18 protein-coding genes are annotated in these 16,327 nt (G+C 70.8%); 6 read left to right on the plus strand and 12 right to left on the minus strand.

What is annotated here, in order from left to right; genetic code table 11:
* Positions 1-57 precede the first annotated feature (57 nt).
* From AB0389_RS29240 to AB0389_RS29275, 8 genes are all read right to left on the minus strand, one after another.
* A complete protein-coding gene (locus tag AB0389_RS29240; RefSeq protein ID WP_366398543.1) occupies positions 58-945 on the minus strand; it encodes a DUF5936 domain-containing protein in 888 nt (295 codons plus the stop codon).
* Positions 946-967: 22 nt separating this feature from the next.
* The gene (locus AB0389_RS29245) at positions 968-1,909 is read right to left on the minus strand and encodes a type II secretion system F family protein (protein WP_366398510.1); all 942 of its coding nucleotides are present in this window, start codon (positions 1,907-1,909) and stop codon (positions 968-970) included.
* Positions 1,910-2,039: 130 nt separating this feature from the next.
* Positions 2,040-3,380 (minus strand): CpaF family protein, encoded by a 1,341-nt coding sequence (locus AB0389_RS29250; RefSeq protein ID WP_366398511.1) that lies wholly within the window; start codon positions 3,378-3,380, stop codon positions 2,040-2,042.
* Between the two features lie 100 nt (positions 3,381-3,480).
* Positions 3,481-3,888: a TadE family protein gene (locus tag AB0389_RS29255; protein WP_366398512.1), complete on the minus strand. Its 408-nt coding sequence runs from the start codon at positions 3,886-3,888 to the stop codon at positions 3,481-3,483.
* 3 nt (positions 3,889-3,891) lie between these two features.
* Positions 3,892-4,287: a TadE family protein gene (locus AB0389_RS29260; protein WP_366398513.1), complete on the minus strand. Its 396-nt coding sequence runs from the start codon at positions 4,285-4,287 to the stop codon at positions 3,892-3,894.
* 47 nt (positions 4,288-4,334) lie between these two features.
* Positions 4,335-5,591, minus strand: coding sequence for an AAA family ATPase (locus tag AB0389_RS29265; RefSeq protein WP_366398514.1), 1,257 nt, complete (start codon positions 5,589-5,591; stop codon positions 4,335-4,337).
* A 7-nt stretch (positions 5,592-5,598) separates the two neighbouring features.
* The gene (gene cpaB / locus AB0389_RS29270; RefSeq protein WP_366398515.1) at positions 5,599-6,309 is read right to left on the minus strand and encodes a Flp pilus assembly protein CpaB; all 711 of its coding nucleotides are present in this window, start codon (positions 6,307-6,309) and stop codon (positions 5,599-5,601) included.
* Positions 6,310-6,462: 153 nt separating this feature from the next.
* Positions 6,463-7,425, minus strand: coding sequence for a hypothetical protein (locus AB0389_RS29275; protein ID WP_366398516.1), 963 nt, complete (start codon positions 7,423-7,425; stop codon positions 6,463-6,465).
* A gap of 354 nt (positions 7,426-7,779) precedes the next feature.
* On the opposite strand from AB0389_RS29275, the gene AB0389_RS29280 reads away from it, so the two are divergent.
* The 4 genes from AB0389_RS29280 (at position 7,780) to AB0389_RS29295 (ending at position 10,952) form a co-directional block, all read left to right on the plus strand.
* On the plus strand, positions 7,780-9,321 hold the full coding sequence (locus AB0389_RS29280; RefSeq protein WP_366398517.1) for a hypothetical protein: 1,542 nt from the start codon (positions 7,780-7,782) through the stop codon (positions 9,319-9,321).
* Positions 9,322-9,348: 27 nt separating this feature from the next.
* The gene (locus tag AB0389_RS29285) at positions 9,349-9,987 is read left to right on the plus strand and encodes a hypothetical protein (protein ID WP_366398518.1); all 639 of its coding nucleotides are present in this window, start codon (positions 9,349-9,351) and stop codon (positions 9,985-9,987) included.
* A 7-nt stretch (positions 9,988-9,994) separates the two neighbouring features.
* Entirely contained in the window at positions 9,995-10,417 is a 423-nt protein-coding gene (locus AB0389_RS29290; RefSeq protein ID WP_366398519.1) for a DUF3592 domain-containing protein, read from the plus strand.
* A gap of 91 nt (positions 10,418-10,508) precedes the next feature.
* On the plus strand, positions 10,509-10,952 hold the full coding sequence (locus AB0389_RS29295) for a hypothetical protein (protein WP_366398520.1): 444 nt from the start codon (positions 10,509-10,511) through the stop codon (positions 10,950-10,952).
* A 38-nt stretch (positions 10,953-10,990) separates the two neighbouring features.
* Here the strand turns inward: AB0389_RS29295 and AB0389_RS29300 are convergent, their stop codons facing one another.
* From AB0389_RS29300 to AB0389_RS29310, 3 genes are read right to left on the minus strand one after another with little or no spacing between them, the layout of a single operon-like run.
* The gene (locus AB0389_RS29300) at positions 10,991-11,419 is read right to left on the minus strand and encodes a hypothetical protein (RefSeq protein WP_366398521.1); all 429 of its coding nucleotides are present in this window, start codon (positions 11,417-11,419) and stop codon (positions 10,991-10,993) included.
* 56 nt (positions 11,420-11,475) lie between these two features.
* The gene (locus tag AB0389_RS29305) at positions 11,476-12,231 is read right to left on the minus strand and encodes an IclR family transcriptional regulator (protein ID WP_366398522.1); all 756 of its coding nucleotides are present in this window, start codon (positions 12,229-12,231) and stop codon (positions 11,476-11,478) included.
* Positions 12,228-13,304: a sugar kinase gene (locus tag AB0389_RS29310; protein WP_366398523.1), complete on the minus strand. Its 1,077-nt coding sequence runs from the start codon at positions 13,302-13,304 to the stop codon at positions 12,228-12,230. Before AB0389_RS29310 ends, AB0389_RS29305 begins: the two co-directional genes overlap by 4 nt.
* 185 nt (positions 13,305-13,489) lie before the next feature.
* Between AB0389_RS29310 and AB0389_RS29315 the strand changes: the two genes are divergently transcribed.
* The gene (locus AB0389_RS29315) at positions 13,490-14,773 is read left to right on the plus strand and encodes an alanine racemase (RefSeq protein WP_366398544.1); all 1,284 of its coding nucleotides are present in this window, start codon (positions 13,490-13,492) and stop codon (positions 14,771-14,773) included.
* A gap of 58 nt (positions 14,774-14,831) precedes the next feature.
* Here AB0389_RS29315 and AB0389_RS29320 read toward each other — a convergent pair whose 3' ends face one another.
* Positions 14,832-15,179: a DoxX family protein gene (locus AB0389_RS29320; protein WP_366398524.1), complete on the minus strand. Its 348-nt coding sequence runs from the start codon at positions 15,177-15,179 to the stop codon at positions 14,832-14,834.
* Between the two features lie 228 nt (positions 15,180-15,407).
* Between AB0389_RS29320 and AB0389_RS29325 the strand changes: the two genes are divergently transcribed.
* Complete coding sequence (locus tag AB0389_RS29325; protein WP_366398525.1) at positions 15,408-16,271, plus strand: helix-turn-helix domain-containing protein; 864 nt, start codon at positions 15,408-15,410, stop codon at positions 16,269-16,271.
* The last annotated feature ends 56 nt before the right edge of the window (positions 16,272-16,327 follow it).

A 16,327-nucleotide genomic window follows, 5' to 3' on the forward strand; every position in this document is an offset into this window, starting at 1 on the left:
CCGCCGCCTCGGCAGTCTCCGCCGTCTCCGCCGTCTCCGCCGTCTCCGGGATGCCGGTCATCCGGAGAGAATGCTCGCGAAGTCGACGCCGGATCCGTAGTAGAAGCTGAGCACGATCAGAATCATGGTGGCGGGCAGCATCACCATGGTCACGACAAGCGTGCTCTTCGGTACGGCCTGGGCCGCGCTGCGCCGGGCGCTCTGGGCGTCCGCGCGGCGCATGTCGTTGGCGATCTGGATCAGCGTGTCGACGATGGGGGCGCCCAGCTCCTCGCCCTGCTGAAGCGCGGTGACGAACATCGACACCTGCTCGGAGGCGTTGCGCTTGCGCAGCTGCTCGAACGCGTCGCGACGGCTGACGCCCATGTCCATCTGGCGGAGTGTCACGCTCAGTTCGTCGGCCCAGGGGCCGCTGTACTTGCTCGCGACCCGCTCCAGCGCCTGGCGGAACCCCAGACCGGCGGAGACCACGACGGCGAGGACGTCGAGGAAGTCGGGCAGGGTCCGCTCGATGTCCGACTTACGGCGCCGGACGGCCGCCCTGATGATCACGTCGGGCCAGACCAGCCCGTACGCCAGCGCGACCAGCGCGACGACCGTCTGCCCCCTGGTGAGCATCGCGAGGGCCGCGAGCGCGCCGAGGGCGCCGTACACCGCGCGCCGGGCGGCGAACCGGTCGACGGTCATACCGCCCGGGTTGCCCGCCATGTCGAGCCGTCGGCGCAGCGCGTCGACGCGCTTGGGGCCCATCATCCTGAGCACGCTGGGCGCCCAGCGCATGCCGAGCCGGTCGATCCCCGATCCCACGGCGGTGGTACGGGTGGCGCCGACCTCCAGGGCCAGCGCGAGGTCTCCCGGCAGCCGGGCGTCCGCGCGGTACATGCGTACGCCGTGGAAGACGCCGTACACGCCGAGTCCCACGAGGACGGCGTAGAGAAGTCCCATCATGTGTCTGTCCCCTCCCTTCTCAGACCTTGACCCGGGACATGCGCCCGATCAGGAGATAGCCGACGGAGTACAGGGCGAAGGCGACGACGGTGCCGACCTGGCCCACTGCCGAGCCCGTCATCTTGTCCAGCGCTCCCGGTGCCGTCGCGTTGATCATCAGCAGGAAGCCGAGGCCGAGCAGCGGAACCGCCAGTGCGGTGACCTTCACCTGCGAGAGCATCGTCTTGACCTCACGGCGGGTCTCCTTGCGCTCCTCCAGCGTCTCCGTGAGGTTGCGCAGCGAGCTGACCACCTGGCCGCCCGCCCGGCTGGAGAGCACCAGTGTGGTGACGAGCACGACCAGTTCGCGCGAGGGCAGCCGGTCGGCGAGTTCGCCGAGGGCGTCGTCCAGCGAGTGGCCGACGGCGAGCTGGTCGGCGACCCGGTGCAGCTCCTCGCCCGCCGGATTCTCCAGCTCCTCGGCGGCCATCGCGAGCGCGGTGCGCATCGCGAGCCCGGCGTGGGTGGCGTTGGCGAGGACGCGGGTCAGCTCGGGCAGCTGGTTGATGAAGGCCTCCGTACGTTTCACCCGCTGCCAGTTGAGGAAGGCGTTGCCGCCCCAGACCCCGATCAGCAGGGCCAGGACGCCGAAGAAGGGCGCGAAGACGGCGCCGACGACGAAGTACAGCGCCAGCAGCCCGGCCGCCACGTACACGACGTACTCGCCCACCGTCAGATCGAGGCCCGTCGCCCCGATCTTGCGCTCGATGCGCTTGCCGAACGACTTCCTGCGCAGCCATCGGTCGAGGCCGGCGAAGCGGCGGCGCCGGCCGGTGACCGCCTCCATCTGTCCCGTCTGGGACATACGGTCGACGAGCATCTGCTGCTGCGACTTGCCCGACGCGTACACGTGCACGCCGATGACCCCGAGCACACAGGTGAGCAGTGTGACGCCGATCGTCAGAAGCGGGAGATTATCCATGTCGTGCGGGACCTTCTCGGTGGACGGGGACTGTGTGTGTGGGGGGGGGACGGGTGGTGGGTGGCGGGTGGCGGGTGGCGGGTGTGGTTGACGGGTGGTGGGTTACGGGTGGTGGCGACGGGCGCGGTCCTCAGGCCGCCGTCCGGCGTACGGCCAGCTCCCCCTCGGAGGCCGCGACCCCGAAGGCCGGCGGTACGGGCTCGCTCTTCAGGTAGAGCCGTTCCGCGATCCGGCGCGGCAGCGGGTAGTACTCGAACGTGCCGTGGATCCGGCCGTCGGAGCTCATCGGCCGGGCGAGATAGCGGCAGACGGAGACGATCCGGTACTCCTCCCGTCCGTGGGAGTCGACGATGGCGATCTCGGTGATCCGGCGCGAGCCGTCGGCGTGCCGGGTGAGCTGGACGATGACATCGACGGCGCTGTTGATCTGGTCCTTGATCGCCACGAACGGGATCTCCACCTCCGACATGGACGCCAGCGTCTGGAGCCGCATCAGCGCGTCCTCGGCGCTGTTGGCGTGGACGGTGGCGAGCGATCCGTCGTGACCGGTGGACATCGCCTGGAGCATGTCGAGGGTCTCACCGCCGCGGACCTCACCGACGATGATGCGGTCGGGGCGCATACGCAGGGAGTTGCGTACGAGGTCGCGGATGGTGATCTGGCCCTTGCCCTCGACGTTCGAGGGGCGGCTCTCCAGCGTGATCACATGCGACTGCTGGAGCTGGAGTTCGGCCGAGTCCTCGATGGTGACGATGCGTTCGCCGTTGGGGATCAGCCCGGAGAGGGAGTTGAGCAGGGTCGTCTTCCCCGTGCCGGTGGCGCCGGAGACGATCACATTGAACTTGGCGCGCACCAGCCCGGCCAGCAGGACCATCATCTGCTCGTCGAGCGAGCCGAGGCCGATCATCTCCTGAAGGGTGAAGGCGCGCGGGAAGCGGCGGATGGTGAGGATGGGGCCGGTGAGGGAGAGCGGCGGAATGATCACGTTGACGCGCTCGCCCGACGGGAGGCGGGCGTCGACCATCGGATTCGCCTCGTCGACCCGGCGGTTGACCGTCGAGACGATCCGCTCGATGGTCTGCATCAGCTGTTCGTTGGAGGTGAAGCGCATGGGCAGCAGCTCCAGCCGCCCGTTGCGCTCGACGAAGACCTGGTCCGCGCCGTTCACCATGATCTCGCTGATGGAGGCGTCTTCGAGCAGCGGCTCCAGAATGCCGAGCCCGAGCGCCTCGTCGACGACCCGGCGGATGAGCTGGGTGCGTTCGCCGGTGGAGAGGACCGGTCCCTCGCGGCTGATGATGTGGCCCAGCACGCGTTCGAGCCGGGCCCGCCGCTCGGCCGCGGCGAGCGCGGACATCTCCGCGAGGTCGATCTCCTCCAGGAGCTTGGCGCGGTAGACCCCGACGAGAAGACTCTCCTCGCTCTGCCCGTTCGTCGGTTCGGGGCTGCTGATGCGCGCCCGGAGGCTCATGCTCCTCAACTCCCTGGTTCTGCTGGTGCGGTGGTAGTGGTGGAAGGGGTGGGTGGTAGGGGTGGGTGGTGGTAGGGGTACGGAGCGATCCGTACCCCGGTCAGTCGAGCGGCATGACCGTGCTGCGCCGGGCGTCCGGCAGGTCGAAGAGCGGGAGGACCGACGGGATCGGCACCCTGGCGGTGACCTTCACCTGCTGGGCCCCCGGGACCACGGTGAAGCCGCTGCGCCCGGCCAGCCAGTCGCTGAGCGCCGCGCGCCCCGCCTGGTCCGCCGTCACGGTGGATTCGCGGTACGTGGCCGCCCTGGCCGCCGCGCGGGACGCCGTACCGGCCTGCTGCATGGCGTACCCGGCGATGCCGAGCTGGATCGCCGCCAGGGCGACCACCAGCAGCAGCGAGATCACGCCGACGAACTCGACGGCGGCCTGGCCCCGGTCCCGGTCCCGGCCGCTCCTGGCAGTGATGTGCGGGCGCTTCCACCTGCTCAGCATGGTCATGGTCGGCATGGTTCAGCTCTCCCTTACCGCGGAGGCGTGGGCAGGGACGGAGAACGGCATGTTGACGCCGGGGAAGAGCAGCGGCACTCGGATCGAGAGGTTCGCCTTGACCTCGGACCCGTCCGACCAGCAGTTCACGCCCGTCACCCGCCATGCCCCGGACACGTTCTTCTCCGCCCCCGCCCGGCACGCCGGCGTCCGCGCCCCGTCCGGGGCCACCGCTCCGGCCCGTACCGCCTCGTCCGCCGCGTTCCCCGCGAGCGAGAACGTGTAGCCGATCAGCGCGGCCTGCCAGAGCAGGATGACCGTGGCCAGGATGACCGGGACCATGCCGGTGAACTCGATCGCGGCCTGTCCCCGGTCGTCACGCAGCAGCGTGGCGGTTCGGCCTTTCAGTTGAACGCCCATGGCGCAACGTGCCCCCTCGACCTCGTGAACCCTGTCTGTCCGGTCCATCACTTCGAACGGCCGCGGCGGACCCGGATCGAGCCCCGGTCCGCCTCGCCCTTGAACTTGCCCTGCTTCTTCTCCGTGGGCTCCGGTATCTTCACCAGCCCCAGCTCCCCGGCCAGTCCCCACATCGCCTGCTTCACCGTGGACTTGGCCTCCAGGTCCTGCATCCGGCCCGCGTCCACCGACGCCTGCAACTCCTTGAAGTTGGCGGGGATCGTCACCTTGGCGACCCGGGTGCCGGTGATCCGTTCGATCAGCGCGGGCTGGATCTCGGTGCTGCGCGTATGGCGGTTGACGACCGTCACGGTCTCCTCGGCCTTGCGGATCTGGAGCCGGTCCCAGAGCCGCACCATGCGTTTGGCCGCGCGGACCGACACCACGTCCGGCGTCGTCAGCAGTACGGTCGTTTCGGCCATCTCGATGGCGGCGGCGTTCGCGCTGTTCATCTGGGTGCCGCAGTCGATGACCACGACGTCGTAGCGGTTGCGGAGCGCGCTGACGATCTGCCGTACGGACCGTTCGTTGATCTCCTCGCCGCGCTCCCCCTCCCCCGGCGCCAGCAGCAGTCCCAGCCCGGTCGGATGGATGAAGACCGCGTCCTGGAGGACCCGGGGGGAGATGTCCTGGATCGACGCCAGGTCCACGATCGAGCGGCGGAACTGGACATCAAGGTACGAGGCGATGTCGCCGGACTGGAGGTCGAGATCGGCCAGCGCGGTGTTCATGCCGGACGCCTTCGCGGCCAGCGCGAGCTGCACCGCCGTGAGGGTCGTACCGACGCCGCCCTTGGCGCCGCTGACCGTGACCACGATGCCGCCGGGGCCGGTGAACACGTCGGCGCCCTGGCCGAGATGGCGCCGTACCCCCACGGTCCAGGCGGCTGCCGCCTGGACGCGCTGGGCGAGTTCCTCGTACGAGAGCGGCATGCCGACCAGGCCGCGCGCGCCGGAGTCCATCGCGGCCGAGAACAGCCCGGGGCTCGGGTCCGTGGTGACCAGGACGACGCCCACCGCGGGGAAGCGGAGGGCGACCTCCCTGATCAGTTCGAGCGCCGGCACCGGGCCGATCCGCTCGTGGACCAGCACGACCTCCGGCAGTTCGTCGATCGACTCGGCGGCCAGCCGGGCAAGGGTGTCGATCAGGGTGGTCGAGTCACCGACCGGCCCGGCCGGCTCCGCGTCGGGGAGCTGGCTGAGCAGGGTGGTGATGGACCGGGCGGCGTCGGTTTCGCCGACGACCGGGAGGATTCGGGTGGTCATGCGTCCCTCACTTGTCCCCTTCGAGGGTGTAGGAGTTCTCGCCGGGCCGCAGCGTCGTCGGGCTGCCGTCGGCGAGGAGGGCGAGTCGTACGTGCTGGGCGAAGGACTCGGCGTACGCGACGCGCTGCGCGTCCTTCGTCTTGAGGGCGAAGGTGATCGGTACGGCCTGCTTCACCGCGCTGCGGTTCCGGTCGTTCTCGTCGGGCTCCAGGACGGTGAGCCGGCCGACGTCGATGACCTTGGCGTTGGGGACGATGATCCGGGACTCCGCCTTGGCGCCGTCGTTGTTGCCGGCGAAGGTGGCGAAGATATTGACCAGGGCGCCCGGGGTGATCTTGCCGGCGACACCGGTCGCGGCGTCGATCATGATGGCGATCTCCTGCTCGTCGTTGGCGAGCGCGGGCCGCTTCACGATCATGTCGTTCTGGAGCAGCGAGCCCTGCTTGAGCTGGGTGACGGCGATCTTCCCGCTGACGATGGACAGATCCGTCACGGCGTTCTTGGAAAGCCAGCGCCGGGGCATCGTGATCTTCTCGAACTGGTCCGGCGAGAGCTGGGTGTACGGCGCGATGTCCGACTTCAGTTGGTACGCCCGTACTTCGGGGCCGACTTTCGAGTTCACGTCGCTGATCACCGAGAGAACACCGGCGAAGGCACCGAAGGCGCAGAGGACCGAGAGAAGAAGCAGTATGACGCCGCGGCGTTGCCGTGAATTCATGAGCGGGACAACCTCGTTCGGTGACGGGGGACGTAGAGCCTGGCGGGGACAAGGGCGAGGGACCGGGACGGGGAAGCCGAGGGGCCGAGCGGGCCGAGGGGCCGAGCGGGCCCGCCGCGGGCCGGAGGCGACCGCGGGGAGGCGGGGCGCGGGTCAGGTGCCCCGCCGCTGAGGACCCCCCTGCTTCAGGACACCTGTGGCCTGGATTCGGTTCTCCGCCGATGTGACCGGTACGAGCGCGGTCGACGCGGACGCGGCCGGCGCGGACGACACGACCGAAGCGGACGCGGTCGGCGGACCGGCCGGGAGCAGCGGCGCCGAACAGAAACCGCAGCGGTCACCTATCAGTTCGATGCCGCACCAGGAACACGCTTCCCTGCGGACCGAGGAGACCAGTTGATAAAGGGTAGAAATATCCGGCATGAAGGCGGCGAATTCGACCATCTTGGCCGTTCCCCACCAGCCCCGTGAATCGGCCGGAAGGGCGCTTTCCTCGATGCCCTGGACCTTCCATGCCGGCGCCAGCGTCGCGGTGACCCAGTCCGACTGGGACTGTCCCTTCGCGACCATCAGGCGCGTGGCGAAGTCGGGTCCGGTCAGCTCGCCGGAACCGATCTTGACCAGCTGGGGCGCCGGATTGGCGACCACCCCGAACTGTGAACCGGGGACCCAGGACCTGGCGTGGGCCTTGAGGGTCACCGGCACCCGGTCGAGCTTGGCGACGGTGTGGAGCAGCGCTCCGGCGTAGATGTAGTGCGACAGCAGCCGGGCCGCCGAGGCGACCACCCCCGCGCTGAAATCGCAGATGGACAGCTGCCGCAACTGCCGGACGAGTACGGCGATACCGAGGGGCGGCAGGTCGAGCTTCAGCAGCGCGATCCGGTCGCTCTCCAGCATCGATCTGACGGTGTGCAGCCGCCGTTCGTGCGCCACCGGGATCGTGGCGGGGTAGAGGGCGACGACATAGCCGTGCTGCTCGACGAGGACCTGCATGTCGGCGAGCGCGGCGTCCAGCGGCTGGGCTTCGGGTGACTGGAGCAGCGCCGCGGTGGGCGTCTGATGGTCCGTTGGTGGCAGCACCAGATCAGGGCTGGTGACTGCGATCGCGGTCGGCACGCTGGTTCCCCGTTCGGCTCCGGACACCGGATTTCCGGCATCCGCAGTTCTCTCCCGCTGGACGCTTCTGGGCTTCTGGTCGAGCACTTTATCCACGACCTGGGGCTCGGAGAACACCTATCGGATCCCGGTGATCGGCTAACCGGGCAGTAACCACTGGCAAAGTCGGGCGAAGCAGTCAGCAGTTCACTGGTGTTTCAATGAAAATTCCACGTTTGTGAATTCCGCGGCCCCAGCTCCACTTTGGGCCCACGTTGGGCCCACGGGCCCACGCCACCCCTGTGCCCACGTCCGTACGCTCCCATTCCGATTCCGCGTGCGAAAAGATACGCGGTCGTGCACGGGGGCGTTCGGATGAGTCGGCAAACGGTACGGAGACGGGGGCGGCCCGGACGCGACCGGGGCGCCACGGGCACCGAGTACGTGGGAGTCATCGTGGTGGTGGCGGCCGTGGCGGGGGCCATGGTCGGCACGGGTGTCGACCGGACCATCGCCTCCCAGCTGCGGTGTCTTGTCACCTTCAGCGGGCCGTGCGTGCCCGGCGCGCCCGGCACGGAGGATCCGGAGGCCAGGACCGACGCCGCCTACGAACCGGCGTTGTGCCAGGTCGCGTCGTTCGCCGACAAGGCCGGCGCCAAGGCGAAGGTGCTCTTCATCGAGTGGGGCCAGGAGTACGGCTTCCAGCAGACGACCCTCCAGTCGAAGACCGACATCAACGGGGACGGCAAGGTCGACGAGAACGACCAGCGGGTCATGATGACGTTCACCGACGCCGCTTCCGTCGCCGCCAAGAAGGACTGGAAACCGGGCGCGAAAATAGGCAAGTTCGGAGCCGACAAGGTGGAACTCGGCGCCGGTATCAAGGTCACCAACGGCGACACCTGGGTCTTCGACAGCGAGGCCGAGGCCGCCGCCTTCCGGGACGACATCGAGATGCTCAAGGCGTACGAGCTGTCCAACCGGAACACCAACGCGCAGGGCGGCGGTCTCGGCAACAGCATCCTCTACTTCTTCGGCAAGGGCCCGATGGCGGAGGAGGAAAAGCTCCGCGACCGCATCAACAAGCAGCTCGGCGACCGGCACATCACGTACGGCAAGATCGGCCTGGATGCCTCCGCGTCCGCCGGGCTCAAGGTGTCGGCGGGCGACGAGAAGAAGCTGGGAGCCACCCTCGGCGGGAATTTCAAGTTCTCTCCCGAAGTGACCTGGACCGACAACAAGTTCAACGGCACGAAGGCGTACACATACAGCGCGGCCATCGAGTACGGCTCGAACGTCGGCTACGAGGCCGGGCCGATCAGCGGCGGCGCCGCCATCTCCTCCACCCAGACCGGCACGATCACCGTCACGTACGACAAGAAGACCGGCGAGCTGCTGCGGATCGACATGACCCGTACGGTCGAGAAGGACAGCACCAGCGACAGCGGGGGCCTCGGCGGCGACAACGGCAAGAGCGGCAAGGACAAGCGCGGTGGCGGCGGCAAGGCGACGGACGGCTCAGGCACCACCGGAATCGACGTCGTCACCAACTCCGTGATCATCCCGCCCGGCTCCGACGGCGACCGGCAGCGCGCCGTCGCCCAGAAGTGGCTGGACGGCGGCGGCGACAACGCGGCCCCGTTCACCTACATGTTCGACGACCACGCCCCGACGAAGCGGCCCGGCGCCGACGACCCGTTCGGACGGCTGCTCTTCGACGAGGGGCTCTCCAGCCGGACGAACTACACCGGCGAGACGCAGGCGGCGGAGTACGGCTTCGAACTGAATCTCGGGCTGAGCCTCGGCTTCTCCGTCTCCACCCACAAGAAGGAAGAGACCCTCAACAAGGCCGAGTTCCTCGGCGCTCCGCACGGAGACAGCCGTACCTATGTCCCGTACAGCTACTGTGCGAACTGACCCGCCGGCGACAGGAGCGCAGACGCCATGAACACCAGAGTCCACAGCCGGAAGCCCCCGCGGTGGCTGACCGCCGTCGCCGTCTCCGCCGCCCTCGTCACCCTGGCGGCCGGCTGCGGCACCCGGACGGGTGACAGCGGCGCCGGATCGGGCACCCGAGGCGGCGATACGGGCACGAGCGGCGCCCTCCCCGAGGGCTGGGGCACCCTGCGCACGCCCACGGTCACCGTCGCGCACCCGCCCGCCTTCACGCCGCAGAGCGCGGCCGACCGCAGCAAGTACAACGCGGCGGCGGCCACGCTCGCGGAAGAGGGCAAGGACGGGAAAGACGGCAAGGGCGGGAAGAATGTCGGGATGATCACCGTCCAGCTCGGCTTCACCAACGCCGGCACCGCGGAGGAGGCCGCGATCGGCGCCGAGGCGGGCATCGCGCTCGGCTCGACGCTCAAGCGGCAGACGAAGATCGAGGTCAACGCCCCGGGGGGCAGGGCGGAGGCGCGACGCGTCGACTTCGAGTTCACCGAGAAGGGCTCCCGCGTCGAGGGCGTGATCGTCGCGGGCATCGACACGGCGGAGAAGGCCTACGCCGTACGGATCGACGCGGTCAAGGGGAAGCTCAGCGACGGCGATCTGCGGCGGATCCTCGACTCCATCACCCTCAAGTAGGCGCGCCATGGACATCCCGGGCGGTGACTACGTCTTCTTCGTGGGCATGATTCTGCTGTTCGGCTGGCTCACCGCGTACTACGGCCGCCGGCTCGCGGCGGTGCTCCGGGCGCTGCGGGCGGGCGGCCGGGCGGTGGGCAGGTGCGTACGGGTCGAGACCGAGCCGTACAACCGGTCGGACGCGCAGCGGTACTTCTTCACCTTCCGGCTGCCGGCCGGCCGGGAGATCGAGTTCGAGGATCTGGCGACGCGCGCGATGGAGGTGGGCGCACCGGTCACCGTGGCGTACGACCCGGCCGACCCCGAGCGCACCGCGACGGTCGCGGGGCGCGGCAGCTGGTCGCCGGTGGCGCAGTACGTGCTGCTGGTGACGGCGTGCGGACTGGCGGCGGCCGGCTTCACGGTCGTGTTCCTGTTCACGGTGGTCTGAGGAACAGCGCGATCGCGCGGGTCGGTCACACACAACACACGTCAAAATACGGGGTCTTGATGCACGGCGATCTGTTCGGATGTGAGCGGCGATGACGCGTTACGAGTACCCGGGTGCGCCCGTGCGGCGGGACGACGGGCGCGGCGCGCCGGTGTTCGCCCTGATGCGCGCCTGGGCGGCCGGCATCATCGCCCTGCTCTTCACCGAGTATCTCCAGGCCACACTGGTCTACGACTATCTCGCCTCCGAGGAGAAGCTGGAGACCTTCGCCGGCCGGCTGATGCTGATCCATCTGCCGAACGCCGTGTGCATCGCCGTCGCCGCCTGGGCGGCCGGCCGCGTCCACAGCGATCCGTACCGCGACCACCAACTCCAGCACCTGCCCGCGGCGTTCGCCGTCCCGGTGGCGGCGCAGGCCGTCAATATGGCGCTCCAGTGGGACGGGCTGGTCGCGGAGGGCGTGCTGATGTCCAACGCGGTGCTGGTGGTGGGGTGTGTGACGGGATACGCGGTGGAACGGCTCCAGGAGGACTGAGCCCGCCGGCCGGCCGGTCGGCCTCTCGCGGGCCGGGGCTACCGGCCGGCGAGGTATACGCCCAGGACGTGGGCGAGTTGGCGCATCCACTCGTTGAGCTTGACCGCGCTCCGGGCGTCGACGCGGCACTCGAAGAACCTGCCGTCGGGCACGATCACGGCCACCATCAGGGCCGTACCGCGATCCACCTTGTAGCGGACCGTGAGAATGCCGTGCCAGGGGAAGTCGGCGCTGTGCCCGTTGATCTCGAAGGAGACGCCGTCCTGGTCGACCACGACGGCGTTCCTGCGGTCCACCGCGAGGAAGTCGGGTCCGGGGGGCGGGGGTTGGACGCCGTAGGGAGGCTGGACGCCGTACGTGGGCGGGGGTTGCGGCGGACCGTAGCCGTAACCGTAGCCATGGCCCGCGGGCGGTGGGCCGAAGCCCTGCCCGGGGCCGCCGTGCTGATGTCCCCCGTACTGATCCACTGCCCGACTCCCCCGTTGTCTCCCGCTCAGGGGCTTCACGGTATCCCCTGGCGCGGCTACCGGGACGGGACGGTGGTCCCCGAGTACTCCCCGCTGATCGCCTCGGCCGTGCGGCGCACCAGCGGGAGCAGGCCGAGGAGTTCCTCGGCGGTGACGACGACGTTCGGCGCGGACACCGACAGCGCGGCGACGACCCGGCCGTCCCCTCCCCTGATCGGCGCGGCGACGCAGTTGATGGACTCCTCGTGGCCGCCGAGGTCGGCGGCCCACCCCTGGTCGCGTACGGTCGCCAGCTCCTTGAGGAAGGCGGCGGCGTGGGGCGTGGAACGGGACGTGTAGAGGGGGTAGTCGAGGCGCCCGGCCACCGCGCGCCGCTCGCCCTCGGGCAGGTCGGCCAGCAGCAGCTTGGCCACGGCGGCGACGGTGATCGCGACGGGCTTGCCGACGCGCGAGTACATCCGTACCGGATAGCGGCTCTCGACCTTGTCGATGTAGAGGACTTCGTTCTCCTCGTACACCGCGAGGTGGACGGTGTGGCCGCACTCATCGTTGAGCGCGCGGAGATGGGGGTGCGCGATCTCGCGTACGTCGAGGTTCTCCACGGCCTCCGCCGCCAGCGCGAAGAGGCGCGCGCCGAGCCGGTGGCGGCCGTCCTGCTGGCGGTAGACGAGGCCGTGGTCGTGGAGCGTACGGAGCAGCCGGAGCGCGGTCGACTTGTGGACGCCGAGCGCGTCGGCCACCTGCCCCAGGTCGGCGGGGCCCCGCGCGAGGAGCGGGAGGATGCTCAGCGCCCGGTCGACACTCTGGCTCATGGACTGCCTACCTCCGTCTCCGTGGCCGCCGTCCAGCCGGGGCCCAGCCGAAGTGTCCCCCAGTCGGCGTCGTCGAGCGCGGCCAGCCGGTCGGCGGCGGCTCGGGAGGGCGGCGCGCCCAGGTCGCCGGGGACCGTGAGGGCGGCGGCGGCCATGAGGTGGCCGTGGCGCAGCCGGGCGGCGGTGGGCAGGCCGCGGAGGGTGGCGGAGAGGAATCCGGCGGCGAACGCGTCCCCGGCGCCGACGGGCGCGACGACATCGACACGCGGCGCGGGGACGGAGGTGACGGTGTCGCCGGCCGCCGTGCGCCGGTCTCCCGTGCTTTCTTGTGTGCGGGTGTACGCGGTGGCGCCAGCGGCGCCGCGCTTGACGACGACCGTCGCAGGCTCGGGGAGCGCGGCCCTGATCGCGTCGGCGCCGTGCACGTCCCACGCCTCCGCCGCCTCGTCCTCGCCGACGAGGACCAGGTCGGCGCCCCGGGCCAGCTCCAGCAGGACCCGGGCGTCGGAGGCCCGGCGCCACAGGCCGGGGCGGTGGTTGACGTCGAAGGAGACGAGCGGGCGGCCGGGGGCCCGGGTGGTCAGCTCGCGCGTCAGGGCGAGGCAGCCGTCCGAGAGCGCGGGCGTGATGCCGGACAGGTGCAGTACGCGCCCGGCCCACAGGTCGTCCCTGGGCGGGTTGCCCGGCGCCATGGCGCTCGCCGCCGAGCCTGCGCGGTAGTAGGCGACCTCGTGGGCGGCGTCGGCGCGGTCCGTGGCCGTACGGAAGTAGATGCCGGTGGGGCGGTCCTGGTCCCGGCGTACGCCGGAGGTGTCGACGCCGTACGCGGCGATCGCCTCGGTCAGATGGTCGCCGAAGCCGTCGGCGCCGACCCTGCTGATCCACCGGACGCGGTGGCCGGCGGCGGCCAGCGCGCAGGCGACATTGGACTCGGCGCCGCCGATCGTGCGGTCGAAGGACGGGACGTCCGCGAGGCGGCCGGGGCGGGCGGGCAGAAAGGTGACCATGGATTCACCGAGGCAGACGACCTCCACGCCGGGGTGGCGGTCGTCCGTGGCTGCGGTCGCGGTCACGGTCACGGGGGCTCCTCCTGGTGATCGCGGGCACCATTGACCCGCTGTCGGCTCGGATGTTAGACAGCGGCGAGCGACATACGCAATGGGCGTTGCGTCATCTGCAACGCCGGCGACGATGGGGAGGTCCCGTGGCCGAGAACCTGAGCACGGAGAGCGCGGAGAGCACGGAGAGCACGGAGGATCTGAGCACGGGGAATCCGAGCGCGGAGGATCTGAGCACCGAGCGGGTCGACCACCGTTTCAAGGGGCTGCCGCCGGACGCCGAGGGCATGACCGTCGGCGCGCTCGCCGCGGAGCGCCGCTCCCTGTTCACCGGCGGCTTCACCACCCCCGTCCTCGCCCTCTCCGCCGAGTCGGTCGCGCACAACCTCGCCCTGCTGGAGACGTACACCGCGCGCCACGGCCTCGCCTTCGCGCCGCACGGCAAGACCTCCATGTCCCCGCAGCTCTTCGCGCGCCAACTGGAGCACGGCGCCTGGGGCATCACCGCCGCCGTCCCCCATCAGGCGCGGGTCTACCGGGCGTTCGGGATCGCGCGGATCTTCCTCGCCAACGAGGTGGTCGACGCGGTGGCGCTGCGCTGGCTCGCCGCCGAGCTGGACCGGGACCCCGCCTTCCGTCTCGTCTGCTACGTGGACTCCGTGCGCGGTGTCGAGCTGATGGACGAGGCGCTCCGGGCGGCGGGCGCCGGCCGTCCGGTGGAGGTCGTGGTCGAACTGGGCGCGGGCGAGGGGGCGCGTACCGGCGCGCGTACGGGGGCGGAGTGCGCCGCTGTCGCGGACGCGGTGGCCGCCGTACCGACCCTGCGGCTGGTCGGGGTGGCGGGGTACGAGGGCGAGGTGCCGGAGGCCGACGAGGACCGCGTCCGGGCCTGGCTGCGCCGGCTGACCGCGCTGGCCGGGGAGTTCGACGCGGCGGGGCGCTTCGCGGACACCGGCGAGATCGTCGTCAGCGCGGGCGGCAGCGCCTGGTTCGACACGGTGGCGGACGTCTTCGCGGACCTCCCCGCCCTCTCGCGTCCCGTGCTGAAGCTGCTGCGCTCCGGCGCGTACGTCTCGCACGACGACGGGCAGTACCGCGCCCTCACGCCCTTCAACCGCGTACCGGCGGAAGGCGCACTCCAGTCCGCCTTCCGCCTCTGGGCCCAGGTCGTCTCGCGCCCCTCCCCCGGCCAGGCGTTCGTCAACGCGGGCAAGCGGGACGCCGCGTACGACCTGCATCTGCCGGAGGCCCAGGTGGTACGGGACGGGCGTACGGGCGCGATCCGCCCGGCGGCCGGCATCACGGTGACGCGCCTGTCCGACCAGCACGGCTGGCTGGCGACCGGGCCGGGGGCTGAGCTGGAGGTCGGGGACTGGGTCGGGATGGGGCTGTCGCACCCGTGCACGTCGTTCGACAAGTGGCAGCTGATTCCGCTGGTGACGGCGGACGGCACGGTGACGGATCTCGTCCGTACCTTCTTCTAGTCCCTGTTCAGCAGGCCCTGTTCAGGCGCGGGCCCCTCCGCCGGACGCCAGCCGGACGTCAGGCGGACGCCAGGCGCAGCACCAGCGCCGCCGCCGCGAGCGCGATGAAGAGGATGACTGGCGCGAATCCGTAGTCCTTGGCGCGCAGGTGCGCGATGAGCGCGCCGATGAAGTAGAGGATCACGCCGATCGCGGCGGCGGCGCCCAGGAACGGCACCCAGAGCCCGATCACCAGCCCGAGCGCCCCCGCGATCTTGACGAGGCCGAGGGGCACGAACCAGGAGTCCGGCACTCCGACCTTGGACAGCGCGGCGACGATCTGCTCGGAGCGGGTGATGTCGCCGACGGCGGACGCGGTCAGGGCGAGGGCGAGCAGGATGCCGACGACGGCGAAGGCGATGAACACGGGGAACCTCTCGGGGAGTGAGCGCGGGCGCGGGGACAGGAGGCGTGGAGACAGGGTCCGCGGACACGGAGTGCGCGGACACAGGGTGCGCGGTGCGCTCGGAACCGGGTCAGGATGCCCACTCCGGCGGCGCGGAGGAAGACCGCGCGGAGGCTGGTAGCCGCAGGGCCACGCTACGAGCCTTTCCCTCTCGCCCTCCCGGCCGGCGGCGGCCGGTAGATTTGCCGGGTGAGCGACAACGAACTGGGCCTCTTCCTGCGCGCGCGCCGCGAGGCCACGTCCCCCGCCGAGGTCGGGCTCCCGGTCGGCACCAGGCGCCGTACGCCGGGGCTGCGCCGGTCCGAGCTAGCCACGCTGGCCGGGATCAGCGTCGAGTACCTCACCCGTCTCGAACAGGGCAGGGACCGCAATCCGTCGCTCCCGGTACTCGCCGCGCTCGCCGAGGCGCTGCGGCTGACCGCCGACGACCGTTCGGCCCTGGTCCACGCGCTGAAGACGGTCAGCGGCACGACGCAGTTCTGCCCGGGGGCGGGCCGGCCGCCGGCCCGTACCGTACGGCCGTCCCTCCACGCCGTGCTGGACCGGCTGGAGCCCACGCCCGCCGTGCTGCTGAACCGGCTGACCGAGGTGCTGGCCCACACCGCCGGTTACCGGCAGGTCTTCGGCCCGCTCGGGCTGCTGGACGCGCCGTCGCCCAGCATCGCGCGGTTCGTGTTCACCGACCCGCGGGCCCGGTCCGCGCATCCGGACTGGGAAAGTATCGCCGATACGGTGGTCGCCCGGCTCAGGTCCGACTCCGTCCCCGACGACCAGCACCTCCGCACGCTCGTCCACGAACTGACCCTCACCGGGGGCGCCTCCTTCGCCGACCGCTGGGCCGATCTGCCGCGCGTGCCGGCGCGCGGCGCGGGCGTCCGGCGGCTCGCGCACCCCACGGCGGGCGAGCTGCGGCTCGTCCAGGAGACGCTCGAACTCCCCGAGGCCGACGGACAGCGGCTGCTGATCCATCTCCCGGCGGACGACGCGACGGCCGCCGCGCTCGACTCCCTCACCGGCCGGCGGCCGGGGGCACTGCGCGCGGTGGCGGGCTGAGCCACCCGTGACGGGCCGGTCCGTGACGGGCCGATCCGCACGGATCGCAGCCGGGT

The organism is Streptomyces sp. NPDC093109 (assembly GCF_040701725.1).
Lineage (GTDB): Bacteria > Actinomycetota > Actinomycetes > Streptomycetales > Streptomycetaceae > Streptomyces.